This window comes from Streptomyces silvae, from assembly GCF_016745505.1.
GTDB classification, from domain to species: domain Bacteria; phylum Actinomycetota; class Actinomycetes; order Streptomycetales; family Streptomycetaceae; genus Streptomyces; species Streptomyces silvae.
Genome location: NZ_JAERUC010000103.1, coordinates 53751 through 70286, shown reverse-complemented (window position 1 = coordinate 70286; position 16536 = coordinate 53751). Strand labels below are relative to the sequence as shown.

Annotated in this window: 13 protein-coding genes; 9 read left to right on the top strand and 4 right to left on the bottom strand. The window is 71.6% G+C overall.

Annotation, left to right across the window (positions count from 1 at the left end; genetic code table 11):
• Positions 1-1032: MFS transporter (locus JKV81_RS16285; RefSeq protein ID WP_202076465.1), on the top strand; the 1032-nt coding region annotated here is incomplete at its 5' end.
• A 43-nt stretch (positions 1033-1075) separates the two neighbouring features.
• Here the strand turns inward: JKV81_RS16285 and JKV81_RS16280 are convergent.
• The gene (locus JKV81_RS16280) at positions 1076-2242 is read right to left on the bottom strand and encodes an MFS transporter (protein WP_129266916.1); all 1167 of its coding nucleotides are present in this window, start codon (positions 2240-2242) and stop codon (positions 1076-1078) included.
• Between the two features lie 77 nt (positions 2243-2319).
• Here JKV81_RS16280 and JKV81_RS16275 point away from each other — a divergent pair, with 77 nt between their 5' ends.
• Positions 2320-3081, top strand: coding sequence for an AraC family transcriptional regulator (locus JKV81_RS16275; RefSeq protein ID WP_129262408.1), 762 nt, complete (start codon positions 2320-2322; stop codon positions 3079-3081).
• A 169-nt stretch (positions 3082-3250) separates the two neighbouring features.
• Positions 3251-4039: a putative protein N(5)-glutamine methyltransferase gene (locus JKV81_RS16270; RefSeq protein ID WP_129262405.1), complete on the top strand. Its 789-nt coding sequence runs from the start codon at positions 3251-3253 to the stop codon at positions 4037-4039.
• A 37-nt stretch (positions 4040-4076) separates the two neighbouring features.
• Here JKV81_RS16270 and JKV81_RS16265 read toward each other — a convergent pair whose 3' ends face one another.
• Positions 4077-4640, bottom strand: coding sequence for a pyridoxamine 5'-phosphate oxidase family protein (locus tag JKV81_RS16265; protein WP_129262403.1), 564 nt, complete (start codon positions 4638-4640; stop codon positions 4077-4079).
• A gap of 148 nt (positions 4641-4788) precedes the next feature.
• On the opposite strand from JKV81_RS16265, the gene JKV81_RS16260 reads away from it, so the two are divergent.
• Entirely contained in the window at positions 4789-7785 is a 2997-nt protein-coding gene (locus JKV81_RS16260; protein WP_202076464.1) for a bifunctional [glutamine synthetase] adenylyltransferase/[glutamine synthetase]-adenylyl-L-tyrosine phosphorylase, read from the top strand.
• Positions 7786-7880: 95 nt separating this feature from the next.
• Here JKV81_RS16260 and JKV81_RS16255 read toward each other — a convergent pair whose 3' ends face one another.
• Both JKV81_RS16255 and JKV81_RS16250 read right to left on the bottom strand, forming a co-directional pair.
• On the bottom strand, positions 7881-8867 hold the full coding sequence (locus JKV81_RS16255; RefSeq protein WP_236056820.1) for a phosphatase PAP2 family protein: 987 nt from the start codon (positions 8865-8867) through the stop codon (positions 7881-7883).
• 76 nt (positions 8868-8943) lie between these two features.
• On the bottom strand, positions 8944-9987 hold the full coding sequence (locus JKV81_RS16250) for a LacI family DNA-binding transcriptional regulator (RefSeq protein WP_202076462.1): 1044 nt from the start codon (positions 9985-9987) through the stop codon (positions 8944-8946).
• A gap of 360 nt (positions 9988-10347) precedes the next feature.
• Here JKV81_RS16250 and JKV81_RS16245 point away from each other — a divergent pair, with 360 nt between their 5' ends.
• The 5 genes from JKV81_RS16245 (at position 10348) to JKV81_RS16225 (ending at position 16382) form a co-directional block, all read left to right on the top strand.
• Complete coding sequence (locus JKV81_RS16245) at positions 10348-11619, top strand: extracellular solute-binding protein (RefSeq protein ID WP_129262398.1); 1272 nt, start codon at positions 10348-10350, stop codon at positions 11617-11619.
• Positions 11620-11640: 21 nt separating this feature from the next.
• On the top strand, positions 11641-12657 hold the full coding sequence (locus tag JKV81_RS16240; RefSeq protein WP_129262396.1) for a carbohydrate ABC transporter permease: 1017 nt from the start codon (positions 11641-11643) through the stop codon (positions 12655-12657).
• Positions 12654-13532 (top strand): sugar ABC transporter permease, encoded by an 879-nt coding sequence (locus JKV81_RS16235; RefSeq protein WP_124276818.1) that lies wholly within the window; start codon positions 12654-12656, stop codon positions 13530-13532. Before JKV81_RS16240 ends, JKV81_RS16235 begins: the two co-directional genes overlap by 4 nt.
• Before the next feature lie 130 nt (positions 13533-13662).
• Positions 13663-15339 carry a glycoside hydrolase family 13 protein gene (locus JKV81_RS16230; RefSeq protein ID WP_129262394.1) on the top strand — a complete coding sequence of 559 codons (1677 nt, stop codon included), beginning with the start codon at positions 13663-13665 and terminating at the stop codon, positions 15337-15339.
• Entirely contained in the window at positions 15324-16382 is a 1059-nt protein-coding gene (locus tag JKV81_RS16225) for a LacI family DNA-binding transcriptional regulator (RefSeq protein ID WP_202076461.1), read from the top strand. Before JKV81_RS16230 ends, JKV81_RS16225 begins: the two co-directional genes overlap by 16 nt.
• The last annotated feature ends 154 nt before the right edge of the window (positions 16383-16536 follow it).

Below are 16536 nucleotides of genomic sequence, written 5' to 3'. Positions count from 1 at the left end.
GACACCTCGTGGCTCGGCTGGCGCTGGTGCTTCTTCATCGCCGTACCGTTCACCCTCGTCGCCTTCGTGCTGCTGACCCGCACCCTGCACCTCACCGAGATCCGCCGCCCGGACGTCAAGGTCGACTACCTGGGGGCCACGCTCATCGCCGCCGGCGTCAGCCTGCTGCTGCTCTGGGTCACCTTCGTCGACAGCGACTTCGCCTGGATCTCCTGGCAGACCGGCGTCATGGTCGGCGCGAGCGTCGTGATCCTCGCCGTGGCCGTCCTCGTCGAGGCGCGGGTCAAGGAGCCGGTCGTCCCGCTCCACGTCGTTCGCCGACGGGACCCCGCCCTCGCCATCGTCGCGAGCCTCGCGGTGGGCATGGCGATGTTCGGCGGTGCGGTCTTCCTCGGCCAGTACTTCCAGATCGGCCGGGGCAACTCGCCGACCGAGGCGGGCCTGCTCACCATCCCGCTGATGTTCGGTGTGCTCGTCTCCTCCACCGTCGCGGGCCGGCTCGTCTCACGGACCGGCAAGGTGAAGCCGTACATCATCACCGGTGTCGTCGTGCTCGCCCTCGGTTTCCTGGGGCTGTCCACGATCGACCACGAGACGTCGCTGGTCATCGTGTCGCTGGGCATGCTGGCCGTCGGTATCGGCGTCGGCATGTCGATGCAGAACCTGGTGCTCGTGGTCCAGAACACCGTCCCGTTCAGCGAACTCGGCGCCGCCAGCGGTGCGATCACCTTCTTCCGCTCGCTCGGCGGCACCATCGGTGTCTCCGTGCTGGGCGCGGTGCTCGCCAACCAGGTCGCCACGAAGATCGCCGACGGCCTGACGAAGCTGGGCATCGACCCGGCCGCCTCCTCCTCGGGCGGCTCGACGCTGAACATCGCCGCCATGCCGCCGGAGATCCAGGAAGTGGTGCGGGCCGCCTACGGTGACGCCACCGGCCACATCTTCCTGATCTCGGCGGGTATCGCGGCGGTCGGAGTCGTCGCCACGCTCTTCCTGACGCCGACGAAGCTGCGCGACAGCGTGGACCTCTGAAACCGGGCGGGGGCCGGCCGGGGCCCCGTCCGTCCCCGTTCGCTCACGGCTGCCGCTCGGGCACCGGCTCCGGCGCCACGAGCCGGTGCACGGGCGGCTCCCGGAGCGTGCCCACCATCAGGCAGGCCAGGCCCGGCATGAGGATCAGCGGAAGCAGGGCCGTACGCAGGGATGTCGCGTCGGCCAGCGCCCCGATCAGCGGGCCGGCGACGCCGCCCACACTGACGGCCAGCCCGAGGGTGATCCCGCTCGCCGTGCCCATCCGCGACGGCAGATAGTCCTGGCCGAGCGTCACCTGGAGCGAGAACGGCACGTACAGGCTCGCGGAGGTCAGCGCCACGAAGAGGTACAGGGCGGGCCCCGGGACGAGGACCGTGCCGGCGACGGCGACGATGCCGGCCAGATACGCGCCGCGTACCACGGCGACCCGGTCGAACCGGGTGGCGAGCCGGCCGCCGAGCACGGTGCCCACCGCGCCGCCCAGGTAGAGCACGGACAGGGCCACCGTGCCGGACGTCGTACCGCCGCCCGTGCGCTGCCGGGCGTAGAGCGCGATGAACGTGCTCAGGCCCATGAACGCCACGGACCGGAAGGCCACCGCGCACGACAGCTTGACGAACGACCTGGTGTCGTCGTGCTCCCGCTTCGCCGGCGGCACCGGACTTCCCTTCCCCGCCGCCGTCCCCGCCCTCGCCAGGGCGCGCAGCACGGGCAGACACAGGACGCTGCCCACCAGGGCGGGCAGGATCAGCAGGGGTGTGAAGCGCAGGCCCCCCGTGGCCACGGCGGCCGTGACCATGAACGGGGCGGCGGCGAACCCGATGTTGCCGCCGAGCGAGAACCAGCCCATCGCGGTGTGGCTGCCCTGGGAGGCGATCCGCGCGACACGCGCCGACTCGGGGTGGTAGGCCGCGACCCCGACGCCGGACACCGCCACGAACACCAGGGTCAGACCGTACGAACCGCTGAGGCCGCTCAGCGCGACCCCCGCCCCGCCCAGCAGGGTGCTCACCGGCAGCAGCCACGGGAGCGCCCACCGGTCGGTGAGCACGCCGAAGAACGGCTGGGCGACCGAGGACAGCAGCGACGCGGCGAGCACGATGCCGGACGCCACCGCGTAGGTGTACGACCGCTCGGCGACGAAGAAGGGGATGAGCGCGGCCACGGAGCCCTGGTAGACGTCCACACAGCCGTGCCCGACCGACAGCATGAGGATCGTTCTGTTCGCTGGCACACCGTCATCGTCACGGCCCGCACCCCGTCGCGCTTCCGATAATCTGCCGACCGATGCCGAAATTCCGCCACCAGCCGACCGCCCCCACCCGCAGCCAGTGGGTCGCCCCCGGCGCCGCCATCGACGCCCACCGCCACGACGACCACCAGATCGTCTACGCGGCCCGTGGGGTGCTGGCCGTCACCACCGGCGCGGGCACCTGGGTCGCACCCGCCAACCGCGCGGTCTGGGTGCCCGCCGGGACCGTCCACGCCCATCACGCCCATGGCGGACTCGAACTCCACCTGGTCGGGCTGTCCCCGGCGGAGAACCCGCTCGGCCTGGACGAACCGGCCGTGCTGACGGTCGGCCCCCTGCTGCGCGAACTGATCCTCGTCTACACCCGCGCCCCCGGTGACGGGAGCCCGGCCCGCGCCCGGCTGCGCGCGGTCCTGCTCGACCAGTTGCGCGCCTCGCCCCAGACCCCCGTGCACCTGCCCGCCCCCACAGCCCCCGCGCTGCGGGCCCTCTGCGCGATCCTGCACGCCGACCCGGGCGACCCGCGCACCCTCGCCGCGCTGGGCAGGGAGATCGGCGCGAGCGACCGCACCCTGTCCCGGCTGTTCAGGAGCGACCTCGGCATGACGTTCCCCCAGTGGCGCACCCAGCTCCGTCTCTACCGCGCGCTGGTGCTGCTCGCCGACGGAACTCCCGTCACCACCGTGGCGCACGCCTGCGGCTGGTCGTCCGCCAGCGCCTTCATCGACGTGTTCCGCCGCGCCTACGGCCACACACCGGGCGCCCACCTGCCCCGGGGCGGGGCGGAAGAGCGATGAGGGGCGCGGCCCGGTTCGGGTAGTGTGACCCTCCCGATGACGGGACCGACCCAGGAGGTGAGACCCATTACCGCTTCAGCAGGCTGGGCGCTCACTCCTCGCCGTCGCACGGCCCACCGGGCCTGATCGATCGCGGAGCGCCCCTCGGTCATCCCGAAAGGCTCCGCCCATGCAGGAATTCGTCCCCCCGCTCACCTTCTCCACCCTCGTCGCCGAACTCCGCACCGCCGGCTGTGTCTTCGCCGAGGACGAGGCGGAGCTCCTCCTCTCCACCGCCGCCGACCCCGCCGGTCTCGCCGCCATGCTGGAACGCCGCGTCGGCGGCCTGCCGCTCGAACACGTCCTGGGCTGGGCCGAGTTCTGCGGGCTGCGGATCGAGGTGGACCCCGGGGTCTTCGTGCCCCGGCGGCGTACCGAATTCCTCGTACGGCAGGCGGAGGCGCTCGCACCCGACCGGGCGGTCGTCGTCGACCTCTGCTGCGGCACGGGGGCCCTCGGCACGGCGCTCGCCTCCTCGCTGCGCGAGGTCGAACTGCACGCCGCCGACGTCGAACCCGCCGCCGTGCGCTGCGCCCGGCGCAACGTGGGCGCACGCGGCACCGTCCACGAGGGCGACCTCTTCGCACCCCTGCCCCCGTCGCTGCGGGGCAGGGTCGACGTCCTGCTCGCCAACGTGCCGTACGTGCCCACCGAGGACGTCGGGCTGCTGCCCGCCGAGGCGCGGATCCACGAGCCGCTCGTCGCGCTGGACGGCGGTGGTGACGGGCTCGACGTGATGCGGCGCGTCGTCGCGGAGGCGACCGACTGGCTGGCGCCCGGCGGCAGTCTGCTGATGGAGACGAGCGAGCGGCAGGCGGCGCGCGCCGAGGAGACGGTGGGGAGCGGCGGACTGACCGCGCGCGTCGTCGTCTCCGAGGAGCTGTACGCCACCGTCGTCATCGGCACCCGGCCCCGGTAGCGGGGGAGGCAGTGCGGTGTGGCGGGGCGGCGCGGGCTCAGGCGAAGAGCCAGCGGGTCTGGCCGTACGGGTCGCCCTTGGCGAAGCCGAAGGCCGTGCGGGGGGTCACCGCGAAGACCTCCGCACGGCCGCCCGCACCGTTGGAGAACATGCCGTCGGTGACGCCGAAGTGCCAGTCGGCGCCGTACTTCGCCTCCCACGCCCCGGCCAGTGCGATCAGCCGCCGCTCGTCCGTCACCCGGGCGGCCCGGCCCTCGACCACCACGTCGAACCCCTCGGTCAGCGTGTTGGCGCCGGTCGTCAGGACGACCTCCGGGTTGGCCGCCAGGTTGCGCGCCTTGCGTTCCGACGGCCCCGTGCAGAAGTGCAGCGCGCCCTGCGACCAGACGCCGATCAGCGGGGTGACATGGGGGCGGCCGTCGGGGCGGACCGTGGAGAGCCAGTACAGCTCCGCGCTCTCCAGCAGCGCGACCGCCTCCGTCCAGGGCCGGGCGGTGGCGCCCTCGCCGCTGTAGTGCGGGTCCAGGCTGGTCTCGGCGGCGTCCGGGGTGTCGGCGGCGTCAGGGGTCTCGGGGGTGTCGGGGGTGTCCTTCTCCGGCATTTCGGGCCTCCAGAAGCGGTGTCGCGGCGTGCGGGGTCCTCTCCCCGATCGTCCCTGTGAAGTGCGGACTCCGCGCCCGCTCCGAATTCATCGGCGGGGGCTAGGCTCGAAGAGCGGACATGTGGGATCGGCGGGCAGGAGACACAGGATGACGACGGTGCCGGGGCGCAGAAGCAGTACGTTCACCCGACTGCTGCGGCACGGTTTCACCGACCCGTCCGCCGCCGAGAGTCTGCTGGACCTGCCCGAGCTCTCCTCCGTACGGGCGGACCCCGTCCTCTTCGAGGCGCTCGGGGCGACCGCCGACCCGGATCTGGCCCTCCACGGGCTCGTACGGCTCGTCGAGGCCGAGGAGGCCGACGAGCGGCAGATCCTGCTGGACACGCTCGTCACCGCGAAGCCGCTCCGGGACCGGCTCCTGGGCGCGCTCGGCGCCTCCGAGGCGCTCGGGGACCACCTGGCACGGCACCCCCGCGACTGGCAGGCGCTGGTCACCTACGAGGCCACCGACCTGCACCCCGGGGTCCCCGAGTTCGAGCACATGCTCAGCGACGCCGTCGACCCGGACTCGCTGCGGGTCGCCTACCGCAGGTCGCTGCTGTCGGTCGCAGCCCGTGACGTGTGCGGGACGACCGATGTCGCCGAGGTCGCCGCCGAGCTCGCCGACCTGGCGACGGCCACCCTGCGGGCGGCGCTCGCCATCGCCCGCGCCGACGCGCCCTCCGACGCCGCGCAGTGCCGGATCGCCGTCATCGCGATGGGCAAGTGCGGCGGGCACGAGCTGAACTACGTGTCCGACGTCGACGTGATCTTCGTGGGCGAGCCCATCGAAGGCGCGGAGGAGAGCGGCGCCATGCAGGCCGCCACCCGGCTCGTCGCCCATCTGATGCGGATCTGCTCCGACACCACCGTCGAGGGCACCATCTGGCCCGTCGACGCCAACCTCCGCCCCGAGGGCCGCAACGGACCCCTGGTGCGGACCCTGAGCTCGCACCTCGCGTACTACCAGCGCTGGGCCAAGACCTGGGAGTTCCAGGCGTTGCTCAAGGCCCGGCCGGTCGCCGGGGACCCCGAGCTGGGAGCGGCGTACGTCGAGGCGGTGTCCCCGCTGGTGTGGCAGGCCGCCGACCGGGAGAACTTCGTCGGCGACGTGCAGAAGATGCGCCGCCGCGTCGTCGACAACATCCCCGTCGACCGCGTCGACCGTGAGCTCAAGCTCGGGCCCGGAGGGCTCCGGGACGTCGAGTTCGCCGTCCAGCTCCTCCAGCTCGTCCACGGCCGCAGCGACAGCACCCTGCACGCGGGCTCCACCCTGGAGGCCCTGCGGGCCCTCGCCGACGGGGGTTACGTCGGGCGGGCGGACGCCGCGCAGCTGGACGAGGCCTACCGCTTCCTGCGCGCCATGGAGCACCGCATCCAGCTCTACCGGCTGCGCCGCACCCACCTCGTCCCCGAGGACGAGGCCGACCTGCGCAGGCTCGGCCGCTCCCTCGGCCTGCGTACGGACCCGGTCGCCGAGCTCAACCGGGCGTGGCGGCGGCACGCCTCCGTCGTGCGGCGGCTGCACGAGAAGCTCTTCTACCGGCCGCTGCTGGACGCCGTCGCCCAGCTCGCGCCCGGCGAGAGCCGGCTCAGTGCCAAGGCCGCGGTCGTCCGGCTGGAGGCCCTCGGTTACGCCGATCCCGCCGCCGCGCTGCGGCATCTGGAGGCGCTGTCCTCAGGGGTCTCGCGCAAGGCCGCGATCCAGCGCACGCTGCTGCCGGTGCTGCTCGGCTGGTTCGCGGACTCCGCCGACCCGGACGCCGGGCTCCTCGGCTTCCGCCAGGTGTCCGACGCCCTCGGCAAGACCCCGTGGTATCTGCGGCTGCTGCGCGACGAGGGCGCCGCCGCCGAGAACCTCGCCCGGGTCCTGTCCGCCGGCCGCCTCGCCCCCGACCTGCTGATGCGGGCCCCGGAGGCCGTCGCCATCCTCGGCGATCCGGAGGGGCTGAAGCCGCGCAGCCGGGCCCACCTGGAACAGGAGGTGCTGGCCGCGGTCGGCCGCGCCCCCGGGGCCGAAGCGGCCGTAGCGGTGGCACGCGGGGTGCGGCGGCGGGAGCTGTTCCGTACGACGGCGGCCGACATCATCGGCTCGTACGGCACCGAGGAGAACCCGGCCGAACCCGACCCCGGCGCCCTCGTCGACCGGGTCGGCTCCGCGGTCACCGACCTCAACGCCGCCACGCTGTCCGGTGCCCTGCGCGCCGCCGTCCGTGACAAGTGGGGCGACACCCTGCCGACCCGGTTCGCCGTCATCGGCATGGGCCGCTTCGGCGGGCACGAGCTGGGTTACGGCTCCGACGCGGACGTCCTGTTCGTGCACGAACCCCGCGAGGGCGTCAGCGACGAGGAGGCGGCCCGGGCGGCGAACGCCGTGGTCACCGAGATGCGCAGACTGCTGGAGCTGCCGACCGCCGACCCGCCGCTGCTCATCGACGTCGACCTGCGGCCGGAGGGCAAGACCGGGCCCCTGGCGCGCACCCTGAGGTCGTACGAGGCCTACTACCGGCGCTGGTCGCTGATCTGGGAGAGCCAGGCGCTGCTGCGCGCCGACCCGGTGGCCGGGGACGCGGAGCTGGGCCGTGCCTTCGTCGAGCTCATCGACCCGCTGCGCTACCCGGCGGAGGGGCTGGGCGACGACGCGGTCCGGGAGATCCGGCGGCTCAAGGCACGCATGGAGTCCGAGCGCATGCCGCGCGGCGCCGATCCGACGCTCCACACCAAGCTGGGCCGGGGCGGGCTCAGCGACGTCGAGTGGACGGTCCAGCTGATGCAGATGCAGCACGGCTGGGAGGAGCCGGGGCTCCGCACTCCGCGCACGCGTGAGGCCCTGGCGGCGGCGTGCGCGGCGGGGCTGATCCCGGCGGAGGAGGCGCAGACGCTGGACGAGGCGTGGGTCCTGGCCTCCCGCGTGCGCAACGCGGTGATGCTGGTGCGGGGACGGCCCGGCGACACGTTCCCCTCGAACCCGCGCGAGCTGACGGCGGTCGGCCGGTACCTGGGCTACGAGCCGGGGCACGTGGGGGACATGCTGGAGGACTACCGGCGGATCACCCGGCGGGCCAGGGCGGTCGTCGAGGAGCGGTTCTACGGCGCGGCGGGGTGAGCTGCGCCGCGGGGTGAGGTTCCGGGGGCCGCGGGCCCGGCCCCCTCAGCCCCGTCGCCGGGCTTTCGGCCGCCGCACGGCCGCCGGTCGTACTCTCAGTCGCCGGCCGGGTCCGAGCCCCGCGCGCCGGCCTGGGAGGGTTCCGCCCCGCGCCGCAGCTCGGGCGCCCGGGCGGGTGGTCTCCGCAGGGCGCGCAGACGGCCCGCGCCGGGGCGCTGCACCCGCTTCGGCAGACGGTGCGGCAGCGACCCGTACCAGGCGTAGGAGAGGGCGATACCGAAGGCCAGGCAGGCCATCCCGCCCACCGCGTCCAGCCAGAAGTGGTTCGCCGTCGCCACGATCACGATCAGCGTGGCCACCGGGTACAGCGCGCCCAGGATGCGCGCCCAGGGGGCGGTCGCCAGGACGCAGATGGTCAGACCGCACCACAGGGACCAGCCGATGTGCATCGACGGCATCGCCGCGTACTGGTTGGACATGTGCTTGAAGTTGCCCGACGCCATCGAGCCCCACGTCTGGTGCAGCATCACCGTGTCGACGAAGCCGCCGCCGCGCATCAGCCGGGGCGGTGCCAGCGGGAAGACGTAGTAGCCGAGGAGGGCCACCGCCGTGGTGGCGAAGAGGATCAGACGGGCGGCCGCGTAACGGCCCGGATGGCGGCGGAACAGCCAGATGAGCACACCGATGGTGACGATGAAGTGCAGCGTCGCGTAGTAGTAGTTCATCGACACGATGAGCCATGTCACCGAGTTGACGGCCCGGTTGACGGACTCCTCGAAGGCGAGGCCGAAGGTGTGCTCCAGGGACCAGATCCAGTCGGCGTTCCGCAGGGCCTCGGCCTTCTGCTCGGGAACGGCGTTGCGCACCAGCGAGTAGAGCCAGTAACTGACCGCGATCAGGAGGATTTCGAACCAGAGGCGCGGTCGGCGCGGGGAACGCAGTGAACGCAGGGTGGGCCGCGCGCGGCGCAGGCGTGACAAGGGCGTCGCTCGCGTGGATCCGGACACCGTCCTCCCGTCCGCGACGGGTGACGGGGTGGCCGCCGTGCGGTCTTCCTGTGTGGTCACAAGCGATTCACCCATAGGCGCAGAGTCTGCCAGATACGTCCCCCTCCGCCCGATGATCCTCCGGTCGGGTTCCGGTCGCACATTCAGTGCTTCACCGATCGGCGCCGGGCGCCGGGGAGGGGCCCGGACCCGAGGCGGTTGAACCGCGTACGACCAGTTCGGGCATGAACACGAACTCGCTGTGCGGAGCCGGCGTGCCGCCGATCTCCTCCAGCAGGGTGCGCACCGAGGCCTGGCCCATCGCCGTGACCGGCTGCCGGATCGTCGTCAGCGGGGGGTCGGTGAAGGCTATGAGGGGCGAGTCGTCGTACCCGACGACCGAGAGGTCGCTCGGCACCTCCTTCCCCAGCCGGCGGGCCGCCCGGATCGCGCCGAGCGCCATCATGTCGCTCGCGCACACCACGGCGGTGCAGCCGCGCTCCATCAGCGCCGAGGCGGCGGCCTGGCCGCCCTCCAGTGTGTACAGGGAGTGCTGGATCAGCTCCTCCACGGCGTCGGCGGTGAGATCCAGCTGCTCCCGCATCGTGGCGTGGAACCCCTCGATCTTGCGGAGCACCGGCACGAAACGCTTGGGCCCGACCGCGAGACCGATGCGCTGATGCCCCAGCGCCACCAGGTGCGTCACCGCGAGCCGCATCGCCGCCCGGTCGTCGGGCGAGATGAACGGGGCCTGCACCTTGGGGGAGAAGCCGTTGACCAGGACGAAGGGGACGCCCTGGGCACGCAGTTGCTCGTAGCGCTGCATGTCCGCGGAGGTGTCGGCGTGCAGTCCGGAGACGAAGATGATCCCGGACACACCGCGGTCGACGAGCATCTCGGTGAGCTCGTCCTCGGTGGAGCCGCCGGGCGTCTGCGTCGCCAGCACCGGCGTGTAGCCCTGCCTGGTGAGGGCCTGGCCGATGACCTGGGCCAGCGCGGGGAAGATCGGGTTCTCCAGCTCCGGCGTGATCAGGCCGACGAGACCGGCGCTGCGCCGGCGCAGCCGGACGGGCCGTTCGTACCCGAGGACGTCGAGCGCCGCGAGGACGGATTCACGGGTGGCCGCTGCAACACCGGGCTTGCCGTTCAGTACGCGGCTGACCGTCGCTTCGCTGACCCCCGCCTGAGTTGCGATATCGGCAAGCCGTGCGGTCATGGCAATGGACTGTACCGGGCGCGTGTCGGATTGCCCACCATGCGCGGGATCCGGGCAGTCCGTCCCGTGGATCACCGGTCGGCGGCCTCCGCGCAGCAACATCTTGCAAGGCCTTGCGGGCCCCGTCCGGCGGCTCCGGTCGGATCGTCGTACCGCCTTCATGGCGGGCCTGGCCTGGCGTGGGCAGGGGGAACGGGCTTCCGTCAAGAGGCTTGACGGCAACCTTGCGGACACGTCAATGTAACGATCAGCAGCGCTTGCAGAAATCTTCCGCAAGGTCTTTCGGTCGTCTTTCATCCTTGTTACGTTCACGTCGACCCGGCGCCGCGACGGAGCGGTACGGCAGTTGAAGGAGTTCAGATGCGACGTGGCATAACGGCCACCGCCCTGGTCGCGACCCTGGCGCTCGCGGCGACCGCGTGCGGAAGCGACGACGAGACCGGCGGGAGCAAGAGCTCGGGTGAGCTCTCCGGCACGGTGACGTGGTGGGACACCTCGAACGTCGGCAGCGAGGACAAGGTCTTCAAGAAGATCGCCGAGGGTTTCGAGAAGAAGCACCCGAAGGTCGACGTCAAGTACGTCAGCGTCCCCTTCGGTGAGGCGCAGAACAAGTTCAAGAACGCGGCCCAGGCCGGCTCCGGCGCCCCCGACGTCATCCGCTCCGAGGTCGCCTGGACCCCCGAGTTCGCGGACCTCGGCTACCTCGCCCCGCTGGACGGCACCGCGGCGCTGAAGGACCAGGACGACTTCCTCAAGCAGGCCGCCGCGTCGACGAAGTACAAGGGCAAGACGTACGCCGTCCCGCAGGTCATCGACTCCATGGGCATCTTCTACAACAAGAAGATGTTCGCGGACGCCGGCGTCGAGCCGCCCGCGAAGATCGCCGACCTGAAGACCGTCGCCAAGAAGATCAAGGACAAGACCGGCAAGACCGGCCTCTACCTGCGCGGCGACGACTCGTACTACTTCCTCTCCTTCCTCTACGGCGAGGGCGGCGACCTGGTCGACGCCGACTCGAAGACCGTCACCGTGGACAACGCCGAGGGCGTCAAGGCCTTCGGCGTCGTGAAGGACCTCGTCGACTCCGGGACGGCGAAGACCGACGCCACGGACGGCTGGGAGAACATGATGTCGGCGTTCAAGAACGGCGACGTCGCGATGATGATCAACGGCCCCTGGGCCGTGGCCGACACGCTGACCGGCAAGGAGTTCACCGACAAGGCGAACCTCGGCATCTCCACGGTGCCGGCCGGCTCCGCCGCGCAGGGCGCCCCGCAGGGCGGCCACAACCTCGCCGTCTACGCGGGCTCCAAGAACCTCGACGCCTCCTACGCCTTCGTCGACTACATGACCTCGGTCGAGTCGCAGGCGCAGACCGCCGGTGAGCTGAACCTGCTGCCGACCCGCACCTCCGCGTACTCCAAGAAGGAGGCCGTGGACAGCGAGATCGTCCAGTTCTTCAAGCCCGTCGTCGAGAGCTCGGTCGAGCGCCCCTGGATCCCGGAGACCGGCAGCCTCTTCGCCCCGCTGAACGTCGAGTACACCAAGGTCCTCACCGGCCAGACCACGCCGGAGAAGGCCGCCAAGGCGACCGGCGACTCCTACCGCAAGCTCCTCAAGGGCTGGAAGTAACTCAGGAAGGCAGGCCGGCTGATGGCTGTCCACACCAGCCAGTCGGTGGCGAAGGCCGCGGGCGACGACGTCGCCCGCGGCCGGAGCCGCGGTACTGGTAAATCCGCTCCACCGAGCAAGCTCCGGCGCGCCCTCTCGGTCCACTGGTACGCCTGGACCATGGTCGCCCCCGTCGTGCTCGTGATCGGCGTGATCATCGGTTATCCGCTGGTCCGCGGTATCTGGCTGTCCCTGACCGACGCCGACGAGCGCAACGTCGCCCGGTCCATCGGCGTCAACAAGATGCCCGCCACGTACGAGTTCGTGGGCCTGGACAACTACGCCGATGCCCTGACCGGGAACCAGTTCCTCGGCACGCTGGGCTGGACGCTGGTGTGGACGGTCTCCTGTGTGACCATCACCTTCTGCCTGGGCATGGCCCTCGCCAACATCCTCAACCGCAGGATCGCCGGCCGCTCCGCCTACCGCATGGCCCTGATCCTGCCCTGGGCGATCCCCGGCTTCGTCTCGGTCTTCGCCTGGCGCTTCCTCTACAACGAGAACAACGGCCTGCTGAACAAGATCCTCGGCGGTGCCGGGATCGACGGCATACCCTGGCTGAACGACCCCGCCTGGGCCAAGTTCTCCGTGATCGCCGTCAACGTCTGGCTCGGCGTGCCGTTCATGATGGTCGCCCTGCTCGGCGGACTGCAGTCGATCCCCTCCGAGCAGTACGAGGCCGCGGAGATGGACGGAGCCACCGCCTGGCAGCGCTTCCGCCACGTCACGCTCCCCGGACTGCGCCCGGTCTCCACCACGGTGGTCCTGCTCTCCACCATCTGGACCTTCAACATGTTCCCGGTGATCTTCCTGCTGACCCGCGGCGGACCCGGTGAGGCCACCCAGATCCTGGTGACCCAGGCCTACAAATTCTCCTTCGAGATCAGCCCGCGCGACTTCGCGCAGTCCTCCACCTGGGGCGTGCTGATCCTCGTACTCCTGATGCTCTTCGCCATGGTGTACCGGCGAGTGCTCCGCACGCAGGGAGACAACTGGTGACCACCGCTACGGCAACCCCCGCCCGGCACAGCGCCCGCAAGGTCCGCAAGCGCGGCGAGCGCTCGCCCGCCGCCTCCCTGGCCCTGCACCTCACCCTGATCGTCACCTCGGTGATCGCGGTCTTCCCGGTGCTGTGGGTCCTGCTGACCTCGCTGAAGCCCGCGAAGTACGCGTCGACCACGAGCTTCTTCAAAGAGACGACGTTCGAGAACTACACGAACCTGATCAAGGACACCGAGTTCCTGAGCTGGTTCGCGAACTCCGTGATCGTCGCGGGACTCTCCACCGTCATCGGCGTCTTCGTCTCCGCCACCACCGGCTACGCCGTCAGCCGCTTCCGGTTCCCCGGCAAGCGCGGCCTGATGTGGACCCTGCTCGTCACCCAGATGTTCCCGGTCGCCGTCCTCATCGTGCCGATCTACAACATCATGTCGACGATGGGCCTGCTCAACCAGCCGGCCGGTCTCGTCATCACCTACCTCACCATCTCGGTGCCCTTCTGCGCCTGGATGATGAAGGGCTTCTTCGACACGATCCCGCGCGAGATCGACGAGTCGGGCCAGGTCGACGGGCTCACCCCGTTCGGCACGTTCTGGCGGCTGATCCTGCCGCTCGCCAAGCCCGGCCTCGCCGTCACCGCCTTCTACTCCTTCATCACCGCCTGGGGCGAAGTGGCGTACGCCTCCGCCTTCATGGTCGGTGACGAGAACCTCACGCTCGCGGGCGGACTGCAGAAGTTCGTCAACCAGTACGGCGCCCAGTGGGGCCCGATGACCGCGGCGTCCGTGCTCATCGCGATCCCGGCAGCCCTGGTCTTCCTCTTCGCGCAGAAGCACCTGGTCACCGGCATGTCCGCCGGAGCCGTCAAGGGCTGAGCGTCATGAGCTGACGCGTCATGGGCTGACGCACAGACCCGCACGACCGTACGACCGCACCCGTCACGGCGGCGCCGGATCCCCGACCCGGTCCCGGCGCCGCTCCCCACCCAGACACCCCAGGGACGACATGACCCAGCACCTCGCTGCCCCCTCCACCGGCACGTCCGCCGAGGCCCCGGGCCACCCCACCGGCTGGTGGCAGGACGCGGTGATCTACCAGGTGTACCCGCGCAGCTTTGCCGACGGCAACGGCGACGGCATGGGAGACCTCGCGGGCGTCACCGCGCGGCTCCCGTACCTCCGGGACCTCGGTGTGGACGCCGTCTGGCTCAGCCCCTTCTACGCCTCGCCGCAGGCCGACGCCGGCTACGACGTCGCCGACTACCGGGCGATCGACCCGATGTTCGGCACGCTCCTCGACGCCGACGGGCTGATCCGTGAGGCCCACGACCTGGGCCTGCGCATCATCGTCGACCTGGTCCCCAACCACTCCTCCGACCAGCACGAGTGGTTCAAGCGCGCCCTCGCCGAAGGCCCCGGCTCCGCCCTGCGCGAGCGCTACCACTTCCGTCCCGGCAAGGGCACCGACGGCGAACTCCCGCCCAACGACTGGGAGTCCATCTTCGGCGGCCCCGCCTGGACCCGTACGACGGACCCGGACGGCACCCCCGGCGAGTGGTACCTGCACCTCTTCGCCCCGGAGCAGCCCGACTTCAACTGGGAGCACCCGGCCGTCGCCGACGAGTTCCGCTCCATCCTGCGCTTCTGGCTGGACATGGGCGTCGACGGCTTCCGCGTCGACGTCGCCCACGGCCTCGTCAAGGCGGAGGGCCTCCCGGACCTCGGATCGCACGACCAGCTGAAGCTGCTGGGCAACGATGTCATGCCGTTCTTCGACCAGGACGGTGTGCACGAGATCTACCGCAGCTGGCGCACCATCCTCGACGAGTACCCGGGCGACCGGATCCTGGTCGCCGAGGCGTGGACGCCCACCGTCGAGCGCACCGCCAACTACGTGCGCCCCGACGAGATGCACCAGGCGTTCAACTTCCAGTACCTGTCGACCGCCTGGGACGCCGCCGAGCTGCGCGCCGTCATCGACTCCTCGCTCGACGCGATGCGTCCGGTGGGCGCCCCCACCACCTGGGTGCTCTCCAACCACGACGTCACCCGGCACACCACCCGCTTCGCCAACCCGCCGGGCCTGGGCACCCAGATCCGCACCCCCGGCGACGGCGAACTCGGCCTGCGCCGGGCGCGCGCGGCGACCCTGCTGATGCTGGCCCTGCCCGGCTCCGCCTACGTCTACCAGGGCGAGGAGCTCGGCCTGCCCGACGTCACCGACCTGCCCGACGAGGCCCGCCAGGACCCGTCGTTCTTCCGCGCCGAGGGCCAGGACGGCTTCCGCGACGGGTGCAGGGTGCCGATCCCGTGGACCCGCGAGGGCAGCTCGTACGGCTTCGGCGCCGGCGGCAGCTGGCTTCCGCAGCCCGGCAGCTGGGGCGCGTACTCCGTCGAGGCGCAGAGCGGCACGGAGGGCTCCACGCTGGAGCTGTACCGCGCCGCCATCGCCACCCGGCGCGAGCACCCGGGCCTCGGCGCGGGCACGGACGTCCTGTGGCTGGACGCCCCCGAGGGCGTGCTCGCCCTCGGCCGCCCCGGCTTCGTCTGCACCGTCAACACGACGGGCGCGCCGGTACGGATCGACGCCCCCGGCCGCCTGCTGCTGTCCAGCGGCCCGGTGGCCGTCGACGGCGACACGGTCGAGCTGCCCGCCGACACCACGGTGTGGTGGACGGTGTGACCGTCCCCGCACCCAGGACCGGACCGGCGCTGCGGCTCTCCGACATCGCCGGTCAGGCCGCGGTCAGCGAGGCCACCGTCAGCCGGGTGCTGAACGGGAAGCCGGGCGTCGCGGACACCACGCGTCAGCGGGTGCTCGCGGCGCTCGACATCCTCGGTTACGAACGGCCCGTGCGGCTGCGGCAGCGCAGCGCCGGACTCATCGGACTGGTGACGCCCGAACTCACCAACCCGATCTTCCCGGCGTTCGCCCAGTCCGTGGAGCAGGTGCTCGCGGGGCACGGCTACACGCCCGTGCTCTGCACCCAGCTGCCCGGCGGCGCGACGGAGGACGAGCTCGTGGAACAGCTCGTCGAGCGGGGCGTCGGCGGCATCGTGTTCCTGTCCGGGCTGCACGCCGACACCTCGGCCGACCCGGCGCGGTACGCGGCGCTCACCGAACGCGGCGTGCCGTTCGTCCTGATCAACGGCTACAACGAACGCATCAGCGCCCCGTTCGTCTCGCCCGACGACCAGGCCGCCGTACGCATGGCCGTCAGCCACCTCGCCGAGCTCGGGCACCGGCGGATCGGCCTGGCGATCGGACCGCAGCGCTACGTGCCCTCCCGCCGCAAGGCCGACGGCTTCGTGGACGCGGCCGTCTCGGTCCTGGGCATGGACCGGGAGGAGGCCGAACTCCTGGTGTGTTCCACGCTGTTCAGCGTCGAGGGCGGCCAGGTCGCGGCGGGCGCCCTGCTCGACCGCGGCTGCACCGGCATCGTCTGCGGCAGCGACCTGATGGCGCTCGGCGTGGTCAGGGCGGCCCGGGGGAGGGGCCTGGACGTCCCGCGTGACGTCTCCGTCGTCGGCTTCGACGACTCCCAGCTGATCGCCTTCACCGACCCGCCCCTGACCACGGTCCGCCAGCCGGTGCAGGCGATGGCGGCAGCGGCGGTGGGAGCCCTGCTGGAGGAGATCGCCGGAAGCCCGGTGCAGCGTACGGAGTACGTGTTCCAGCCGGAGCTGGTGGTACGCGGCTCGACGGCGGCGGCACGGGCCGCCTGAGCCGGCGCGTCGGCGGGGAATCGCGGGGCCGGGTCCGGAGGGGGGACCCGGCCCCGCCGGTACCACCGCTGGATCTTCAGGGACTTCGGACACTCCGGGGCCTCAGGCCCCGGGGGCTTGAGCGCCGGTTGCGTCCGAACTCCCGACGGATTCG

What these genes read in the sequence shown, in the direction of transcription:
- JKV81_RS16275 (WP_129262408.1), top strand. Translation starts at nt 2,320, where the DNA reads ATGCCGAAATTCCGCCACCAGCCGACCGCCCCCACCCGCAGCCAGTGG.
- JKV81_RS16245 (WP_129262398.1), top strand. Translation starts at nt 10,348, where the DNA reads ATGCGACGTGGCATAACGGCCACCGCCCTGGTCGCGACCCTGGCGCTC.
- JKV81_RS16280 (WP_129266916.1), bottom strand. Translation starts at nt 2,242, where the DNA reads ATGCTGTCGGTCGGGCACGGCTGTGTGGACGTCTACCAGGGCTCCGTG.
- JKV81_RS16265 (WP_129262403.1), bottom strand. Translation starts at nt 4,640, where the DNA reads ATGCCGGAGAAGGACACCCCCGACACCCCCGAGACCCCTGACGCCGCC.
- JKV81_RS16240 (WP_129262396.1), top strand. Translation starts at nt 11,641, where the DNA reads ATGGCTGTCCACACCAGCCAGTCGGTGGCGAAGGCCGCGGGCGACGAC.
- JKV81_RS16230 (WP_129262394.1), top strand. Translation starts at nt 13,663, where the DNA reads ATGACCCAGCACCTCGCTGCCCCCTCCACCGGCACGTCCGCCGAGGCC.
- JKV81_RS16250 (WP_202076462.1), bottom strand. Translation starts at nt 9,987, where the DNA reads ATGACCGCACGGCTTGCCGATATCGCAACTCAGGCGGGGGTCAGCGAA.
- JKV81_RS16260 (WP_202076464.1), top strand. Translation starts at nt 4,789, where the DNA reads ATGACGACGGTGCCGGGGCGCAGAAGCAGTACGTTCACCCGACTGCTG.
- JKV81_RS16270 (WP_129262405.1), top strand. Translation starts at nt 3,251, where the DNA reads ATGCAGGAATTCGTCCCCCCGCTCACCTTCTCCACCCTCGTCGCCGAA.
- JKV81_RS16255 (WP_236056820.1), bottom strand. Translation starts at nt 8,867, where the DNA reads ATGGGTGAATCGCTTGTGACCACACAGGAAGACCGCACGGCGGCCACC.